Origin of the sequence: Streptomyces sp. NPDC088157, assembly GCF_044741545.1 — a bacterium.
Classification (GTDB): Bacteria; Actinomycetota; Actinomycetes; order Streptomycetales; family Streptomycetaceae; genus Streptomyces.
Map to the genome: position 1 here is coordinate 1 of NZ_JBIUSU010000023.1, position 17,599 is coordinate 17,599.

13 protein-coding genes and 5 pseudogenes are annotated in these 17,599 nt (G+C 70.1%); 6 read left to right on the forward strand and 12 right to left on the reverse strand.

Going from position 1 to position 17,599, the window contains the following annotated elements; genetic code table 11:
• From ACIPFH_RS42945 to ACIPFH_RS42960, 4 genes and pseudogenes are all read right to left on the reverse strand, one after another.
• Positions 1-362: pseudogene (locus tag ACIPFH_RS42945) on the reverse strand (DNA-directed RNA polymerase subunit alpha); the annotation flags it as partial.
• Positions 363-691: 329 nt separating this feature from the next.
• Complete coding sequence (locus tag ACIPFH_RS42950) at positions 692-3,004, reverse strand: ABC transporter permease (RefSeq protein WP_401835581.1); 2,313 nt, start codon at positions 3,002-3,004, stop codon at positions 692-694.
• Between the two features lie 101 nt (positions 3,005-3,105).
• Complete coding sequence (locus tag ACIPFH_RS42955; protein WP_401835584.1) at positions 3,106-3,798, reverse strand: ABC transporter ATP-binding protein; 693 nt, start codon at positions 3,796-3,798, stop codon at positions 3,106-3,108.
• Positions 3,795-4,319 (reverse strand): PadR family transcriptional regulator, encoded by a 525-nt coding sequence (locus tag ACIPFH_RS42960; protein WP_401835587.1) that lies wholly within the window; start codon positions 4,317-4,319, stop codon positions 3,795-3,797. Before ACIPFH_RS42960 ends, ACIPFH_RS42955 begins: the two co-directional genes overlap by 4 nt.
• Before the next feature lie 503 nt (positions 4,320-4,822).
• On the opposite strand from ACIPFH_RS42960, the gene ACIPFH_RS42965 reads away from it, so the two are divergent.
• The 3 genes and pseudogenes from ACIPFH_RS42965 to ACIPFH_RS42975 all read left to right on the forward strand — a co-directional run.
• Positions 4,823-5,896, forward strand: a complete 1,074-nt coding sequence (locus tag ACIPFH_RS42965) for a DM13 domain-containing protein (protein ID WP_401835589.1) — start codon at positions 4,823-4,825, stop codon at positions 5,894-5,896.
• A gap of 177 nt (positions 5,897-6,073) precedes the next feature.
• Entirely contained in the window at positions 6,074-7,327 is a 1,254-nt protein-coding gene (locus tag ACIPFH_RS42970) for a GNAT family N-acetyltransferase (RefSeq protein ID WP_401835591.1), read from the forward strand.
• A gap of 697 nt (positions 7,328-8,024) precedes the next feature.
• Positions 8,025-8,462, forward strand: a pseudogene (locus tag ACIPFH_RS42975) (nitroreductase/quinone reductase family protein); the annotation flags it as partial.
• Here ACIPFH_RS42975 and ACIPFH_RS42980 read toward each other — a convergent pair.
• The 4 genes from ACIPFH_RS42980 to ACIPFH_RS42995 form a co-directional block, all read right to left on the reverse strand.
• Positions 8,345-9,181 (reverse strand): methyltransferase domain-containing protein, encoded by an 837-nt coding sequence (locus ACIPFH_RS42980; protein WP_401835592.1) that lies wholly within the window; start codon positions 9,179-9,181, stop codon positions 8,345-8,347. The pseudogene ACIPFH_RS42975 and the gene ACIPFH_RS42980 sit on opposite strands and share 118 nt — an antisense overlap.
• A 60-nt stretch (positions 9,182-9,241) precedes the next feature.
• The gene (locus ACIPFH_RS42985) at positions 9,242-9,478 is read right to left on the reverse strand and encodes a hypothetical protein (RefSeq protein WP_401835595.1); all 237 of its coding nucleotides are present in this window, start codon (positions 9,476-9,478) and stop codon (positions 9,242-9,244) included.
• A gap of 115 nt (positions 9,479-9,593) precedes the next feature.
• Complete coding sequence (locus ACIPFH_RS42990) at positions 9,594-10,244, reverse strand: response regulator (protein ID WP_401835596.1); 651 nt, start codon at positions 10,242-10,244, stop codon at positions 9,594-9,596.
• The gene (locus ACIPFH_RS42995) at positions 10,241-11,386 is read right to left on the reverse strand and encodes a sensor histidine kinase (protein ID WP_401835599.1); all 1,146 of its coding nucleotides are present in this window, start codon (positions 11,384-11,386) and stop codon (positions 10,241-10,243) included. Before ACIPFH_RS42995 ends, ACIPFH_RS42990 begins: the two co-directional genes overlap by 4 nt.
• A 132-nt stretch (positions 11,387-11,518) precedes the next feature.
• Here ACIPFH_RS42995 and ACIPFH_RS43000 point away from each other — a divergent pair, with 132 nt between their 5' ends.
• Positions 11,519-12,244: a class I SAM-dependent methyltransferase gene (locus tag ACIPFH_RS43000; protein WP_401835601.1), complete on the forward strand. Its 726-nt coding sequence runs from the start codon at positions 11,519-11,521 to the stop codon at positions 12,242-12,244.
• Entirely contained in the window at positions 12,241-12,876 is a 636-nt protein-coding gene (locus ACIPFH_RS43005; RefSeq protein WP_401835603.1) for a DedA family protein, read from the forward strand. The genes ACIPFH_RS43000 and ACIPFH_RS43005 overlap by 4 nt, the downstream gene beginning before the upstream one ends.
• Positions 12,877-12,890: 14 nt before the next feature.
• On the opposite strand, the gene ACIPFH_RS43010 is transcribed toward ACIPFH_RS43005, so the two are convergent.
• From ACIPFH_RS43010 to ACIPFH_RS43020, 3 genes and pseudogenes are all read right to left on the reverse strand, one after another.
• Positions 12,891-13,559, reverse strand: a complete 669-nt coding sequence (locus tag ACIPFH_RS43010) for a LuxR C-terminal-related transcriptional regulator (protein WP_401835606.1) — start codon at positions 13,557-13,559, stop codon at positions 12,891-12,893.
• Positions 13,560-13,580: 21 nt separating this feature from the next.
• Positions 13,581-13,811: pseudogene (locus ACIPFH_RS43015) on the reverse strand (MMPL family transporter); the annotation flags it as partial.
• A 61-nt stretch (positions 13,812-13,872) separates the two neighbouring features.
• Positions 13,873-14,234 (reverse strand): annotated as a pseudogene (locus ACIPFH_RS43020) (hypothetical protein); the annotation flags it as partial.
• On the opposite strand from ACIPFH_RS43020, the pseudogene ACIPFH_RS43025 reads away from it, so the two are divergent.
• Positions 14,234-14,377 (forward strand): annotated as a pseudogene (locus ACIPFH_RS43025) (IS701 family transposase); the annotation flags it as partial. The pseudogenes ACIPFH_RS43020 and ACIPFH_RS43025 sit on opposite strands and share 1 nt — an antisense overlap.
• A gap of 72 nt (positions 14,378-14,449) precedes the next feature.
• Here the strand turns inward: ACIPFH_RS43025 and ACIPFH_RS43030 are convergent.
• Complete coding sequence (locus ACIPFH_RS43030; protein WP_401835605.1) at positions 14,450-17,494, reverse strand: alpha-mannosidase; 3,045 nt, start codon at positions 17,492-17,494, stop codon at positions 14,450-14,452.
• Positions 17,495-17,599 lie beyond the last annotated feature (105 nt).

Here is a 17,599-nt window from a genome sequence, read left to right on the forward strand (position 1 = left end):
GGGTTGTGCACCTCGACACCGGCCGGGGGCGCGATGTCGGCGGCGGTGACCAGACCCGGGCCCTGCTTGCGCAGGTACATCACGACCGGCTCGTCCTGCTCGCTGCTCACGACCAGCTGCTTGATGTTCAGGATCAGGTCGGTGACGTCCTCCTTGACGCCCGGCACGGTGGTGAACTCGTGCAGAATGCCGTCGACGCGGATGGACGTGACCGCCGCACCCGGGATCGAGGACAGGAGCGTACGGCGCAGGGAGTTGCCGAGGGTGTAGCCGAAGCCCGGCTCCAGCGGCTCGATCACGAATCGGGAGCGGAACTCGTCGACGACTTCTTCGGTCAGGGACGGACGCTGAGCGATCAGCACTTGGTGTTGCCTCCAGTGGTTTGGCGCCCGCTATGGACGCCGTGGACACCACGAAGGGTACGTGCGATACGGGCGGTACGGCCGCAGCAGAAACCGAACCGCCCGACTCCGACCCAGCGAGGCTCCTCTGCGCCCGCGGGATTCTGCCTTGTCGCGGTCGGCAGGCTCCCGGCCGACGCCTTCTGGTGGCGTGTCGGGCTCGGCTGAGGATCCTGAGGTACGCCGAGGGCGCGCTGACGGTGACTGTGCTGACGCCGACCGGGCTTGCCTGCGTGCAGGAGTGGGCTCCTCCTGGTGGGAGGAGCCCACTTCATGGGATGTATGAGGAGCTATTCCGTGCGCAGGCCCGTTGGGCGCATCATGCGCAGTAGCGGCGGCAGGCTGAGCAGCGTGACCACGCCGACCACGGCCGCGCCCACGCCGGTCATGGTGAGCACGCTCGCCCAGTCCATGGTCACCGGCGTACGGGTCATCTTCAGCAGTACCGCGCCGAGGGTGACGCCCACCGTCGTGGCCAGTACGAGACCGAGTCCGACCGGGAGGGCTGTCTGCCACAGGACGGACAGGCTGAGTGTGTGGCGCCGGGTGCCGAAGGCGACCAGCGCGGAGAGCAGCTTCTTGCGTTCGCGCAGCTGTTCTAGCTGGGAGACCAGCAGGCTCGCTCCGATCAGTGCCAGCACGAAGGCGGAGCCGACGAACAGGCCGGTGCGGATGGAGGTGTACTTGGCGTCCTCCTGGTCCGCCGACCAGCCGAAGGTTTGTGCCAGGGGGTCGATGCGGGCGGCGACGTTGCGTACGTACTCCCGTGAGTCCGGCACCGAGGGGTCCAGACGCAGGTAGACACCGTCCGAGAACACCGCGGGCGCGGCCTTGCGGGGCAGGGCGGCGGGAGTGACCAGCAGACTGGTGTAGTCCTGCAGTGAGTCCTTGCGCGCGTTCACCTCCCGAACGTTCGCCGGGACGGTCCAGGGCACCTCGAGGCCGCGTTCGGGGCCGTCGTACGACGGGTCGATGTAGAGCTGCCGACCGGGCTTCACCAGGGCGATTTCGGACGCGTTGCTGGGGTCCGAGTAGCCGCTCCGCGTTCGCGTGATGAACACGTCGCCGTCCTTGCAGGAGGGCAATGTGGCGAGTTCGCGCAGGGCGGCGCAGTTACCCACGGTCAGGCCGTTGCTGTTCTCCGGGTCGCGACGTGAGTCCCCGTACTGGGAGCGGGCCAGGGCCACCGCGGCCCGGACACCCTTGGTGCCGGTGAATTCGCGCTCGATGCCGGACAGCGGCTTGGGCCCGCTGAAGGCGACCTGCATCTGGACCCGGCTGGGGTCCTGGCCGGTGTTCTCGGTGTACTGGCTCTGCGTTCCCGTGAAGAGCATCTGCAGCGCGATGGCCCCGGCCACCGCCACGGCGATGCCGTTGACCATGCGGGCGGCGGTGCCGCTACTCAGCTGCAGCCGTCGCACGGCCAGCTGCCAGGACAGCGAGCCCTTGCCGAGCCGGACGACGACCGCCTCCACGACCCAGGGCAGCAGGGCGGTGATGCCGATCAGCAGCATCAGGACGCCGCCGATGACGAGGTACTGGTTGAAGTCTCCGTTCTCGTGGCCTTGGCCGATCATCGGGTAGAGCATCGCGAGGCCGGCCGCGGACGGCAGCAGCCGCCACCACAGCCGACGGCGGCTCTGCTTGGCCGACCGCACGACACCGAGGGGTTCGACGACCACGCCGCGCATCGCGAGCAGCGTGACCAGCACCGCGGCGACCGGCACCGCCACCGCGACCAGCGCGGCAAGGGCGGGAGTGGGGTCGAGGTAGCTGGGCCAGACGCTCACGCCCAGCAACTCGCCGGTGCCCAGCTTCTGGCGGCCGAGCAAGAAGAAACCGGTGCCCACGGCCAGGCCGAGCAGGGCTCCGGCGAGCGCCTCGCCCGCCGCGATCCGACGGGTCATCCGCCGGTCGGAGCCGACCAGGCGGAGCGCGGCGAGGCGGCGGTCGCGGCGTTCGCCGCCGAAGCGGACGGCGGCGGCGATGAACACGGCGACCGGCGTCAGCAGCACCACGAACACGACCAGGATCATGAGCAGCAGCACCGGGTCGGTCTTCTCGGGCGTCGCGTCCGGTTCGCCGAACTTGGTCAGCCGCGTCACCAGGGAGGAGTCCGCGAGCTTCAACCCCGAGGCGCCCGCGTAGTAAACCAGTTCGTGCGAGCCGATCAGCCCGCTCTCGCCGATCGTGCCGGTGATCTTGTACGGCAGGCGCTCCTGCAGCAGTTTCGCGTCGTCCGAGTCCAGCAGGTCCTTGAGGGCGGGGGATACCACCATCTCGCCCTTACCCGGGAAGCGGTCGACCCCCGGGGGCAGCGGCGCCCGCCTGCCCTCGGGTTCGACGAACCGGCCCAGGATGTCGTCGTCGTGCCAGGTGGTGTCGGCGAGGGCGATCAGGAGAGTGTTGTCGGCCTTGGGCGGGACCGTCTGGGAGTACACGTTGGCGTAGCGGGCGTCCTCCACCTTGCTGCGGGAGGCGAACACGTTGGGCATCGCGGTGCACAACAGGAGCAGGGCCACGCCGAGGCCGACGCCGACCGCTGTCAGCGTCATTCGGATCCAGCCCTCGCGGCCGCCGGTGACGGCGAACCGGGCTCCCATGGCCAGGTCTCTGGACCTCCCCCACGCTCGGCTTCTCCCCCACGCTCGGCTTCGCTCGAGCGGGGGGACCCCCACGCGTGGGAGGTGCTCCCTGCGCGGGCTCATACGGCGCGCTCCATGTCCCGGGACTTGCCGTCGCGTACGACGATCTCGCGGCTGGAGTAGGCGGCCACCCGTGCCTCGTGGGTGACGAGGACGACGGCGGCGTTGGCGGAGCGGGCCGCGTCGGTGAGCAGTTCCATCACGCGCTCGCCGTTGTAGGAGTCGAGCGCTCCGGTCGGTTCGTCGGCGAACAGCACCCGGGGGCCGGTGACCAGCGCGCGGGCCACGGCGACGCGCTGGCCCTGGCCGCCGGAGACCTCGCCGGGCCGCTTGCCCTTCAGGTCGTCGACCTCCAGGCGTTCCATCCAGCCGAGCGCGGTCCGCTCGGCTTCCTTGCGGGAGGTGCCGTTCAGCCTGAGCGGCAGGGCGACGTTCTCCACGCAGGTCAGTTCCGGCACGAGCTGCCCGAACTGGAACACGAAGCCGAACTCGGAGCGGCGCAGCGCGCTGCGCTGGGCGTCGCTCATCTTCGTCACTTCACGTCCGTTGTAGGTGATCGACCCGGAGTCGGGCGGCAGGATGCCCGCGAGGCAGTGCAGCAGCGTCGACTTGCCGGAGCCGGAGGGGCCCATGATGGCGACGACCTCGCCGGGATGGATGGAGAACTCGGCGCCGTCGAGGGCGTGGGTGTGCCCGTAGGTCTTGCGCAGGTCATGCGCGGTGAGCAGGGAACCAGGGGGAGAAGTCGTCATCGGGCCACAGCCTCACGGAGTTTGTCGAGTCGGGCGGCGGTCAGCTCCAGCCAGCGCAGGTCCGCCTCCAGGTGGAAGAGGGCGTGGTCGCAGATCAGCTGGTCCGCCAGATCGCCCGTGCGCTTGCGGTCGGTAAGGATGCGCATGCTGCGCAGGTGCTCGGAGCGTTGGGTGTCCAGGATGTCGGCGGCGTCCCGGTGGGTGAGCAGCGCGAGGACGACTTTGGTGTAGAGGGCCGACTGGAGGTACTCCTCCGGCTTCTGCGGGGTCGCGAGCCACCGTTCTACGTCGGTGATGCCGGCTTCGGTGATCGCGTAGCGCTTGCGCTCCGGGCCGCCGCCGGCCTCGATGCCGTCGACCTCGACGAGGCCGTTCTTCAGCAGCCGGGACATCGTCGAGTAGACCTGGCCGTAGTGCAGCGGCCGGTCGTGACCGAACTTCTCGTCGAAGGCCCGCTTGAGGTCGTAGCCGTGGCGCGGGCCGGACTCCAGGAGCCCCAAAAGGGTGTGACCGATGGACATGAGCACACTATACACACCGTGTATACGCCGTGTGTATACGTCGAGTGCGCAGCTCATTGCAGGGCGTACGGCCGTGCAGGTGAGGGAGGAGATCCTCCACCTGTCACGATGCCGAAACGGGCGAGCCCGAACCGCCCGACCCATGGACGACGCGAGTTCGATTTCGCGTCGCGGTTCCTGCAACAGCCGGCCGAGCCGCGCGGAGACGTCCACAGTGGACCTGATCGCCTCTGGCGGACGCGCGGCCCGGGAACTTCCCGGAGCTGCCGGACAAGGTCTTCCGCGAATGATCGAGGTCGACCACTTCGGGACGCTGTACGCCGTGCGGGCCGTGGCCCGGCATGGTGGAGCGCGGGCGGGGGAGTGCGGTCGCGGTGTCGTTGTGCTCCCGACTGAGTTGGCCCCAAGGCGATGTGCCATGGGCTGCTGCACCTGGCGAGGCCTTACGGACCTGGGACGTGAGGGGTGCGGTGCTGCCGTGCTCATGCTCCTGGCGTTCCCGTATGCGGGTACTGGTCACCGGCGGAGCCGGGTACATCGGGTGTCATGTCGTCGAAGAGCTGACCGCACGGGGGCACGAGGCGGTCGTGTTCGACCTGCGTGACGGCTTGGACGTACGCGACGCGGAGGCGGTCGCCGCCGCTGCGCCGGGTGTGGACACCGTGTGTCATCAGGCGGCGATGGTGGGTCTTGGGAAGGGGTTCGGCGACGCGGTCGAGTACGTGTCCCGCAACGACCTCGGTACCGCGGTGCTGCTCTCCGCCATGGCCGACGTCGGGGTGCGGAGTAGCCGGCGTCCGCTCAACACCGCCACCCGGAGTAGGAACGTCGGCTGTCGGCCCGCGGCGGACAACCTCAGGCAACGCTTGGCTGGTCGAGAGCTCAACACTCCTGACTTCGCCATGGTGAGGCGTAAGGATTCCGTCATCAGCTGCGCGGTGCGGGACGGGCCCCCGTCTGCGTTGAATAGGAGAGCAACAGGCGAACTCCCAGGAGACGAGGCGGAGATGGCGCGCGTGCGCAAGGTTCTGACCGGACCGTTGGTGATCGCGGTGCTGGTGGTGACGGTCGGCGGAGTCGGCTTCGGTCTGTACTGGTTCCAGCCGTGGAAGCTGTGGCAGGACGAGACCGTCCAGGAGGCCCTGCCGGGGGCTGCGGAAAGCTCCGCCCCTGCTGTCGTGGCGCCCTCGGACAAGCCCTCCGCGGCGCCGTCGGCCACCGGTCCGCAGACGCTGGCGAGTGGTGAGCTGATCAGCCACGAGCACGAGACATCGGGCTCGGTGAAGCTCTTGCGGCTGGCCGACGGCTCCCACGTCGTCCGGCTGGAGAACCTCGACACCAGCAACGGGCCGAACCTGCGTGTCTGGCTGACCGACGCGCCGGTGAAGCAGGGGAAGGCCGGATGGCATGTCTTCGACGACGGGAAGTACGTCAGCCTCGGCAAGTTGAAGGGCAACAGGGGAAGTCAGAACTACGCCCTGCCCGCTGACGTGGATCCGTCGGGCTACAGCAGCGTGAGCATCTGGTGCGACCGTTTCGACGTGTCGTTCGGTGCCGCCGAGCTCGCCCGAGTCTGACAGCGGTGCAGCCATGGCCGGGCTGGGGCAGGTGAGACGAACTGTCCGCGAGTGCCGGCCCGGACCGGCACTCGGCCCAGGGCGTCGAGGGCGGCCAGGATGTCGGCGGCTGCGAACCGGCAGAGCGCAGGTTGGCCCGAATCGTCAGGCCGGTCGGATGTGTTGTACACATGACCGATGTCCACATCTCCGTTCCAGCTTCGCGGCGTCGCCGAGCAAGAATTCGCTCCCTGGGCGCGCATGATCGCGGACACCTATGGCCTGGACCGGTCGGAAGAGGAACTGGCCGACCAGCGAGCCGCGACGGATCTCGCTCGCACCCTGGCCGTGTTCGACGAGGGCGAGCCGGTCGCCGGAGCCTCCGTCTACAGTCGCATGCTGACGGTGCCCGGCGGTGTCCTGCCCGTGGCGGGGGTCGCCTCCGTGGGCGTGGCCCCGACACATCGCCGCCGCGGCATCCTCACTTCGATGATGCGCGCCCAGCTGACCGACCTGCACGAGCAGCAGCGCGAACCGATCGCCGCGCTCCGCCCCTCCGAGGCCGGCATCTACGGACGGTACGGCTACGGCCCCGCGACTGTCGGCAACCGGATGCGCTGCGACCGACGCGCCATGCGGCTCCGCCCCGATACCGACTTAGGCGACGGGACTGTGCGCCTGCGGCACGCCGTCCAGACCCGCCCCCTCCTTGAGGGGATCTACGACCAGGTCCGCACCGCGACGGTCGGTTGGCCCGACCGGCAGGCGGCCCACTGGACGGTGCGCCTCGCCGACCATCCGCACCGGCGCGGTACGGCGACCTCGCTCCGGTGCGCTGTGCACCACGAGCGCGACGGACGTGCCACTGGCTACGCGCTCTACCGGCACAGCTCCGCACCGGACGGGCTCGGCGGCAGCGCCGGGGTGGTGGAGGTAATAGAGCTGGCAGCGTGCTCGCGCCAGTCCTATGCGGCGCTGTGGCGCTTCCTCGTGGGCATCGACCTGGTGGCCTGGATCGACTACGAGGGCGCCGTGGACGAGTCTCTGCCGCACCTGCTGGTCGAGCCGCGAGCGGTCGCGGCCACGCCGGTGGACCGTCTGTGGCTGCGGACGGTCGACGTCGACAGGGCCTTGGCGGGCAGGAGTTACAGCCTTCCCTTGGACCTCGTCCTGGACGTGCGGGACGACTTCTGCCCGTGGAACAGCCGGCGCCACCGGCTGCAGGCGGAAGCAGGGACCGCCGTCTGCGAGCCCACGACCGCCCCGGCCGACATACGGCTGACGGCGGCGGCCCTTGGCGCCGCCTTCCTCGGCGGCACCTCGCTGACCGCCCTCGCGGCTGCCGGCCTCGTCGAGGAACTGCGACATGGCGCCCTCTCCCTCGGATCGGCAGCTTTCCGCGGCGAACGCGAACCCTGGTACCCCGGCGGCTGGGCATTCCCGCTCTACTGAAACATCCTTCGGACGCCGCCTTCCGCAGAGGGCCTCCGCGGTGCCGTCACTCCTCAGCTTCCGGCTCGGCGTGGGATGCCAGGCCGGGCTGGCTCCTGGCCAACCCCATCGTCACTGACCTCAACGACTCCATCGCTCTCGTCCGGCAGGGCCTACGACTTCAGGCCCGACACCGCAGCGAGGTACTCGACGGCTGCCTCACGTCCACCAGTGGCTCGACCGCGAATGTACGGTGCCGCCCTTGACCAGTGGCACGCCTCTTGCGGTCTTCACTGCCTTCCATTTCACTGTGCGCGTCTTCTGGTTCCTGGTTTCCCGCTGTTCGGATGCAGCACACCCCATCGTGCGGGGCTGTGCCGCGCGGTCACGCCGAAGGAGCGTTCGCGATGGGTGCGCATCAGCGCGGTCGCTCGCAGACCCCGGAGGAAGCCCAGCTGCAACGGCCCCTGCCAGGAGAGGGCTCGACCGCTGACCTGAGTGCAAGCCGTGCTGCCGACGCGCGGTAAGAGATCTCCTGGGTCGCGTTCCGGGGACGGTACGGGACCAGCAAGGCGGCGTGAGCCTCTTCGCGGCGCCGCTGCCCCGACCGGTTCCCTCGACGATCAGGGGAGCGCGACTCCACCAAACGCCTTGCTGAGGCGGCGGTTACGCAGTGAGACGGGCGATTCCGTGAAAAGCCGAAGGAGAGTGAGATGACATGACCGACACTCCACCCACCACGCCGACGCCCTTCGATCGCCCGCAAGGGCTGGATTCGCCCCTCGTGCCGAAGATCATCAAACTGGCGTCCCGGTTCAATGTCGCTGTCTATCGCGCCACGGGCGGGCGGATCGGCGGCAAGTGGAGGATCGGGAGCGCTTTCCCTCGCGGCGTGCCCGTCTGTCTCGTGACCACCAGGGGGCGCAAAAGCGGCTTACCACGGACCCAGCCCCTGCTCTGCTTGAGTGATGGTGATCGTGTGTTTCTCGTGGCGTCGCAGGGAGGCCTACCGAAGAACCCACTGTGGTATCGAAATCTTCAAGCAGATCCGCAGATCACCGTCCAGATCCGCAGCAGCGTACGTCGCATGCGCGCGCGTACAGCCGATCCTGCCGAGCGCGCAGAGCTCTGGCCGAGACTTGTCGCCATGTACGCAGACTTCGACAAGTACCAGGCGTGGACCGACCGGCAGATCCCCGTTGTCATCTGCGAGCCGACCCCGTAGGCGACCCCAAAGTTGGCCCACACGGTCCGGCGGCGGGTGGTGCAACTGCGCTGATAGGCGGACATGACTTCCTCCACCGCGGCGCGTCGGCGCGCTTCGCTCCGTGAGGCGGTCACGGCACGGAGTTCGCGCATGCCGACGTAGGTGAAGTAGGTCAGGGTGCCGCCGGGATGCAGCAGTTCCATGTAGTGGGCAAGGATGCGCTCGACCCGTACCGGAGTGAAGTTGGTCAGCGGTAGCCCGGAGACGATCACGTCGTAGCGGTCCTCGGTGGCGAGGTCCTCAAGGCGCGTCTGGCGCACGGTCACGGGCCCGGGTCTTCCTGCCGGGGTGGGGGGCGTGGCGAGGAGGTGGCGCAGTTGCGCGGCGGGGCGCGGACCGGCATCGACGACGTCCAGGCGGCTGCCCCGGGGCAGTTGGGACATCAGGGAGCGAGTCACCGCTCCGGCGCCCGCGCCGGCGTCCAGCACTGCCAGCGGGTGGGGTGCCTGGGCCCGCACGGGCTCGGTCAGGGCCAGGGCCAGCGCGCTCGTGCTGGGGGCGGCGGCACGGGCGGGCAGCAGATCGCGGGCCGTTTCGATCAGGAACATCCAGCCTTCTGCATGGCGCTGCGCCAGGACTCGGTCGTGGGAGGTGGTCCAGCCGTTCATGGGTTCGACGGTAGACGCTGGTGTTTCGCGTCGGATCCGTCGTTCTGCGACGGTGACCCCCTACGAAAGTAGGGGGTCGACAGGGCAGATGTCGGGAATCGCCTCCACGAGGCGCCGATGGGTCGACTCCGGGCCACCGGCTCCCGCCGCCGAATCGATCACGTCGAGGGGGTGGTAGGGCTCCATCTTGAGGAGGACCTCGTCGAGCGCCCAATCGAGCTCGGCATTCCCGCTGAGGACCGCGATGCGGTGGTGCGCCCGGTAGTGGTCCGTGAGCCGGGCGGCAGGGTTCGCCAACGCCGCCAGGACATCCACGGGGCAACAGGGCTGCGAGAGACAGTGGCGGATCGACAGCCTCGGCAACGCGTCGAGGCTGTCGCACCTCGCCTTCCGTGTTCCCGGCCTCCGCTTGTCAGGCTGTGAGTCCCGCGTCGCGGGCCAGCAGGGCGGCCTGGACGCGGTTGGTGACTTCCAGCGCGGTCAGGACACGGCTGACGTGGGCCTTGACGGTGCTCTCGCGCATCGCGAGGCGGGTGGCGATGTCGGCGTTGGTGTCGCCGTGGGCGAGCAGGGTGAGCACGTCGCGTTCGCGGGGGGTGAGCCGGTCCAGCCGGGCCTTGGCGGCGGTTGCTTCAGGCTGGTTGGCCGCGTGGTAGCGGTCGATGAGACGGCGGGCCGCGGTGGGGTGGAGCATGGCCGAACCGGCGGCCACCAGGTGGACGGCGCGCAGTATTTCTGCAGGGTCGGTGTCCTTGAGCAGGAAGCCGTCGGCTCCGGCGGCGAGGGCGTTGTAGACGTACTCGTCGAGGTCGAAGGTGGTCAGGGTGATCACCTTCGGCGGGTGGGGGAGGGCTCGCAGGCGGGCGGTGGCGGTGATGCCGTCCATGCGGGGCATGCGTACGTCGACGAGGGCGACGTCGACGCGGTGGGCGGTGGCCTGTTCGATGGCCTGCAGGCCGTCGGAGGCCTGGGCGACGACCTCGATGCCCGGGTCGCCGTCCAGGAGGTCGGCCAGGCCGAGGCGGACGAGGGCGTCGTCGTCGACGATCATGGTGCGGATCATGTGCGGGTGCCGTTCTGTTCGATGCCGGCGGGGTGGGGGATGCGTGCGGCCAGCCACCAGGCGCCCGCGCCGGCCGGCCCGGCGTTCAGGTGTCCGCCGAGGGCGGTGACGCGTTCGCGCAGGCCGACGAGTCCGTACCCGCTGCCGACGGTGTCCGTGCGGGGAGTGCCAGGGGGGTTGGTGACCTCGACGCGTGTGGCGGGCGGCCCGTAGTCGACGCGTACGGTCACCGGAGCGCCGTCGGCGTGCTTGCGGGCATTGGTCAGTGCTTCCTGGACGATGCGGTACACGGCCAGACGGTGGGTGGTGGGAGCCTGCTCGGGAAGGCCGTCGGTGGTCAGCTCGATGTGCTGGCCGGCGGCGCGGGCCTCGTCGGCCAGTTCCCCCACTTCCCTCATCATCGGCTTGAGCGCGGCACCGGTCGGCGTGGCGTCGGGGTCGCGCAGCACACCGAGGACGTCGCGCAGATCGGTGAGGGCCTCGACGGACGTCGTGCGCAGCAGTCCGAGGCGTTCGGCGACCGGTGCGGGCAGTGTGCCGCTCCTGGTGGCCAGGACACCGGTGTGCAGGGCGATCAGGCTCAGGCGGTGGGCCAGGACGTCGTGCATCTCGGCGGCGATGCGGGACCGTTCCGCGATGCGGGCCGCCTCCTCGCGCAGCTGCGCCTCGACGCTCAGGTGCTCGACGTCGGCTGCCAGCGCCAGGAGCAGGCGGCGCCGGCTGCCCAGCCACAGCCCGACGAGCACGGCCAGAACCGGCATGAGCACCGTGGACGCGTAGGACTCGCCCGTCCACAGGGAGGTGGGCCGGTAGCCGAACAGGTTGGCGCCCAGCGCGGCGACCGCACAGCCCATCGCCATCCGCGCCCGGCGGTCCACGGCCAGGTCGTACAGGACGACGGCCAGCATGGGCAGCAGCAACGATCCCCACCATGCCGTGGCCACGGTGATCAACAACGGCGCGGCGGGGAATCGCAGCCGGGGCACGAGCAGGGCGGCTCCGCACACCAGCGCCGTGGCCATGACGGGAACCAGGTAGTGCCCTTGGACTGCCACGTCGTTCAGCACGGCGGCCAGCACGCACAACGCCACGAGCGCCCCACGCCCGTAGGCCGCCCATCTGCGGCTTTCTCTGCTGCTCACCTGGGTCATCCTAGGCAGCCCGGTGCGCGGTTCCGTCCGACGAGCGATGATGTACACCCCCTACTTTCGTAGGGGGACGCCGTCGCCGAACGACGGATCCCATGTCAGGTGCGACTTTCTAGCGTCAATTCCATGAACGACCGGACCACCTCCCACGATCGTGCCCTTACGCAGCGCAACGCCGAAGGCTGGATGTTCCTGAGCGAAGCGGCCCGTGATCTGCGCACCACGGGTGCCATAGCCCCCAGCGGCAAGTCCCTGGCCCGCGTGCTCACCGACCCCGTACGGGCTCAGGCGCCCCACCCGCTGGCAGTCCTGGAAGCCGGTGCCGGCACCGGCCCGGTCACCCGGGCCCTGATACCGCAGCTGTCCCGGGGCAGCCGCCTGGACGTCGTCGAGGCCAACCCGCGTTTCGCCGCGCGACTGCGTCGTCTCGTCGCCACGCACCCGCACCTGACAGCCACGTCCCCGCAGGTGAACGTGCATCAGGCCTACGTCGAGCAGCTCGACACCGATCAGCGGTACGACGTGATCGTCTCGGGGCTGCCGCTGACCAACTTCGCGCCCGTGCAGGTCGAGCGCATCATGGCCCGCTATATGGAACTGCTCCACCCCGGTGGCACGCTGACCTACTTCGCCTACCTCGGCACCCGCAAGGCCCGCGCCCTGACGGCATCGCGAGCCGAAGCCCGCCGCCACGCCGCCGTGGACGAGATCATGGCCACCTACCAGCGCACCTACGCCACTGGCCGCTGGACGGTGTGGGCCAACGTTCCCCCCGCCTATGTCTGGCATCTGCGACGCCCCCTCGTCTCCGCCGAGCAGCTCGCGCCGCGGTCGGACGGGGCGAGTCGGTGAACGCGCTCTCCGACCTCCTCGGCCACCTCTCGCCGGCCGCGGCGTACACGGTGGTGGCCGCTGCGGTCCTGGCCGAGTCGGTGCTTCTGATCGGCGCTTTCGTCCCGACGCTGACCCTGCTCCTGACCGCCGGCGCGCTGGCCCGCACCGGCCACGTCAACCTTCTCCTCGTCGTCGCAGCCGCAGCCGGCGCCGTGGTGGCGGGTGACTTCCTCGCCCACCGCACCGGCAGATATCTCGGTGACCGGCTGCGCGGCGGCCACATGGGCCGTCGTGTTCCGGATGCCGCGTGGGGCCGGGCCGAGGCGCTGATGACGCGTCACGGCGGCCGAGCGGTCTTCGTGGCCCGCTTCCTGCCGGTGGTGCGCACCCTCGCCCCGCACTCCGCGGGCGCCACCCGCCTGCCCTACCGGCGCATCGCTCCGTACAGCGTCGTCGCCGCCTGTGTGTGGGCCACAGCGGAAGCGGGTGTCGGATACGCCGCCGCGACCTCTCTCCAGCGCGTTCTCACGCTGGGCGGCCCCGCCCTCGCCCTGGTCGCTCTGACGGCGATCGGGGGCTCGCTGCTGTGGCGAAGAAGGCGCCGCCCCTGTCCTCCGGCCCAGGAACCGGTGTCCAAGCCCGCCACGTAGTCCTCCGGCCATGCTCAGGCAGGCCTGACGAGGCCGGCGTCGTAGGCGAAGATCACGGCCTGGACCCGGTCCCGGACCCCGATCTTGGTAAGGATGCTGCTCACGTGTGACTTGACGGACTCGGCGAGGGAGAGGCGTGCGGCGATCTCGGTGTTGCTCCAGCCGGGCGCGATGGCGGTGAGTACTTCGCGTTCGCGGTTGGTGAGGCGGGCCAGCTGCCGTTGCTGTTCGGGCGTGTGGCCCGGCAGACGGCTGCTGAAGGCGTCGATGAGCTTGCGGGTCAGGCCGGGCGAGATGACGGCGTCTCCGGCGGCCACCGCGCGGATGCCGGAGACGAGTTCGTGGGGCAGGGCGTCTTTGAGCAGGAACCCGGACGCTCCGGCACGCAGGGCGTCGTAGGCGTATCCGTCGAGGTCGAAGGTGGTCAGGACCAGGATCCGGGAGCGGCCGCCGGACGCGATGATGCGCCTGGTGGCCTCGATGCCGTCCATGCCGGGCATGCGGACGTCGTCCGAGCCCGCGTGGACCCCCGCGGTTACACCGGCGAGCACGGGTTCGGGCGCGGAGACGGTCTGCTCGGCTTCGAGCGCGTGGCGCAGGTTCTCGCCCTCGACATCCACGTCGGGCAGGATTCGGTCCAGCCACTTCGGCCGGGTCCAGGAGCGGTGGCCGAGCAGGGCCATCACCGCGGGGACGATGGTCATCCGCACGACGAAGGCGTCGAAGAACACGGCGGCGGCGAGCCCCAGGCCGATGGACTTGATCAGTACCTCGTCGTCGAGGAGGAATCCGGAGAAGACGGAGACCATGATGACCGCGGTGGCGGTGACCACCCGACCGCTGTGCCGGAAACCCTCCACGATTGCCTGTGTGGGTTCGGCACCGTGGACGTACTCCTCCCGCATCCGGGAGACGAGGAAGACCTCGTAGTCCATGGCGAGTCCGAACACCACGCCGATCAGCACGATGGGAAGCAGGCTGACGATGGGTCCGGTCGTCCGCGGCGACAGCGCCAGGCCGGGTCCGGGGACGGCAGACAGGCAGACGGACCCGCACCTTCTGCAGCACCGGGACGAACTGCGGGCTGTCAGCGGCCTGTCCTGCGGTCAGGACGAACGACAACGGACGGCACTTGCGGTCCGCGGCGAGATGAATCCTGCTCGTCAGCCCACCACGGGACCTGCCGAGCAGGGCCTCCTTCCGACGGAGCTTGCGCCGTCGCCTGATGTGCCGCCGTTCTTCCCGGCCGGAGTCGTCGCTTCCGTCCTGTCCGTTCTGTTCCGGCGGGTCGCCCCCTTTTGCCTGGCCCGTTCCTGGTCGGCGGCGGCTTCCTCAAGGGCGTCCATGACCTCCTTGCTTGAAACAGGCCCTGGGCCTGGCCCACTTCGAAGGCCGCACCTGGAACGGCTGGCACCACCACGTCCCCCTCGTCTCCGCCGCCCACGCCTTCTGCACACTGCAACGACTGGCACGAGACCCAAAAGACACGGTGCAGGTATGAGCCTCAGGCACCCCGGCCGTCAGCGCCCTGCCTTCTGGCGCTGACGGCGGGCTGATCGCCGTCCGCGGACTGTCAACGCACCGCCGGAACCAGCCGCAGCGTGACGATCTGGAACGGGCGCAGCGAGAGTGCCACCGCATGGTCGCCGGACACCTCGCAGGGCGCGGAGCCTTCCGCCGACGGGCGCTCCAGCAGGTCGACGGCGACGGCCGAGGCGAGGGGGAAGCCGGCGGTCACACGGAATTCCGCCCGCCGCCCCAGCGCCTCGTACAGCCGCACGACCACCGCGCCGGACCGGTCGTCGGCGAGCTTGACCGACTCCACGACCACCGAGTCGTGATCCACCGCCACCAGCGGCGCCACCACCGCGTCACCGGGCGCCGAACGCTCCGGCAGATTGATCCGGTACCCCTCGCGCACCGCCTCCGCGATACCCGCGCCCGCGACGAAGGCGTACCGGAATCGGTGCACGCCCTGGTCGGTGTCCGGGTCCGGGAAGCGCGGCGCGCGCAGCAGGGAGAGCCGTACGGTGGTCGTCGTCCCGCCGTCCTCGCGCACCGTGCGGGTGACGTCGTGGCCGTACGTCGAGTCGTTCACCACCGCTGCCCCCCAGTCCGGCTCGCCCACGTGCAGGAAGCGGTGGGCGCAGATCTCGAACTTGGCGGCGTCCCAGCTGGTGTTTGTGTGCGTGGGGCGGAACACGTGCCCGAACTGCGTCTCGGCGGCCGACCGGTCCGCGTGCACGTCCACCGGGAAGGCCACCTTCAGCAGCTTCTCCCGTTCCTGCCAGTCCACCTCCGTTTCGATGTCCAGCCGCTTGGCGCCGGCCCGCAGCGTCAGTGACTGCTCGACCCGCGAGGAGCCGAAGCTACGGACCACCCGTACCGCTGCCAGCGACGGGTCGTCCTTGTGGGTGAGCAGCACCTCGTCGGCGCTCGTCAGGTCGGTGACGGTGTTGCGGTAGAAGGAGTCCACGTCCCAGGCGTCCCAGTGGTTGGGCAGGTCAGGGTGGATCTGGAGGAGATTGGCCGCGCTGCCCGGCGCGACCGCCTCGCGTGCGGCGGCGATGTCGTACACGGAGGTGACCAGACCGCGCCGGTCCACCGTCACCCGCAGTAGACCGTTCTCGAGGACGAACCCGCCGTCCGGGCGCTCGCCGGCCGACACGGCCCGGCCGACGGTTCGGTAGCCGGCCGGGGCGCCGCCCATCGCCGGGATGCCGCCCCGCTCGTGCGGGGCCGCGTTGAATACGACGGTGCCGCCCGCGCCCGGGCCCGCTCCCCCGGCCAGTGCCCGCTGCGCGGCATCGATCACCGTCTCCAGCTCCTCGGCCACCCGGGCGTAGGTCCGGCGGGCCTCACGGTGGACCCAGGCGATGGACGAGCCCGGAAGGATGTCGTGGAACTGGTGCAGCAGGACCGTCTTCCAGATCCGGTCCAACGTCTCGTAGGGGTAGGTGAAGCCCGTGCGTACGGCCGCCGTCGCGGCCCACAGCTCCGCCTCGCGCAGCAGGGCCTCGCTGCGCCGGTTGCCCTGCTTGGTCTTCGCCTGCGACGTGTAGGTGCCCCGGTGCAGCTCCAGGTACAGCTCGCCCACCCACACGGGCGCGTTCGGGTACTCCGCCTGCGCCTTGGCGAAGAACTCTGCGGGCTTTTCGATGTCGACCCGCGGTGAGCCCTCCAGGTCCCGCAGCCGGCGGGCACGGGCGAGCATCTCCCGGGTCGGACCGCCTCCTCCGTCGCCGTAACCGAACGGCACCATCGAGCGGTTGGCGGAGCCCTTGTCCCGGAAGTTGCACACCAGGTGGGCCATCTCCTGCCCGGAGAACTCGGAGTTGTAGGTGTCCACGGGCGGGAAATGCGTGAACACCCGGCTGCCGTCGAGCCCTTCCCACCAGAAGGTGTGGTGCGGGAAGGGGTTGGTCTGGCTCCAGGAGATCTTCTGCGTCAGGAACCACTTCGACCCGGACAGCTTCACGAGCTGCGGCAGGGCGGCGGAGTAGCCGAACGAGTCCGGCAGCCACACCTCCTCGGTCTCGATCGCGAACTCATCGAGGAAGAACCGCTTGCCGTGCGTGAACTGCCGAGCCAGCGCTTCGCCACCCGGCATGTTGGTGTCCGACTCCACCCACATCCCGCCGACCGGCACGAACTGCCCGGCCGCCACCTTCTCCTTCACGCGGGCGAACACCTCCGGGCGGTGCTCCTTGATCCAGGCGAGCTGCTGGGCCTGCGACATGGCGAAGACGAACTCCGGGTGGTCGTCCATGAGTGAGGCCACGTTGGAGCATGTCCGGGCCACCTTGCGCACCGTCTCGCGCAGCGGCCACAGCCAGGCGGAGTCGATGTGCGCGTGGCCCACACCGGACACCCGGTGCGCGGAGGCCGCGGCCGGCGCGGCCAGGGCGGGAGCCAGGCATTCCCTGGCCGCAGCCGCGCTGCCGGGGACGTCGTCCAGGTCGAGCGCGTCCAGGGCGCGCTCGATCGCGCGCAGCACGTCCCAGCGGCGCGGGGTGTCCAGCGGAAGTTCATGCATGAGCTGGCCCAGGACGTCCAGGTCCTGCGTCAGTTCCCAGACGTCCGGGTCGAAGACCGCGAGATCCGCCCGCCGTAGCCGGTACATCGGTTCCGGCGGGGCCGTCTCGGTGTCGCCGAGCAGCGTCACGGGTCCTTCGATCAACGGGTTGGCAGCGGCCTCGACGTACAGGGTCACCGGCTCGCCCCCGGCCGCGGGCGCGGCGATCCGCACGGAGGCGCTGCGGGGGTGCAGGCCTTTCACAGCCGTGCCGTCCGGCCGGTACACGAGACCCTCCGCGGAGAATCCCGGGCCGGCGTCGTAGCCGAGGTCGACCACCGCCTCGACCTGACTGCCCGCCCAGTCGGCGGGAACGGCACCGGTCAGCCGGAACCAGCTGGTGCCCCAGGCCCGGCCCCACACGTCGCCCACGCGGGCGGGCTCGTACGGCGCGGCCAGCCCCTCCGCCACCGGCACCGGCTCCCCCGGCACGTGCCATACCTCCACCCCGAGAGGCACTTTGGTGCGGTGGACGGCGGGGCGGATCCGTTCGCGCAGGACGCGGTCGAGACGGTCCTCCACCAGCCTCCGGTCGTCGTGCATGAAAACGCTCCTAGTAGGGCTTGGTCAGGTTCGCATGGGGGTGGGTATGTTGCGGTGGCAGGTGGGGCAGGCGCCGGCCCAGGTGGCGAGGAGTGTCTGTAGTTC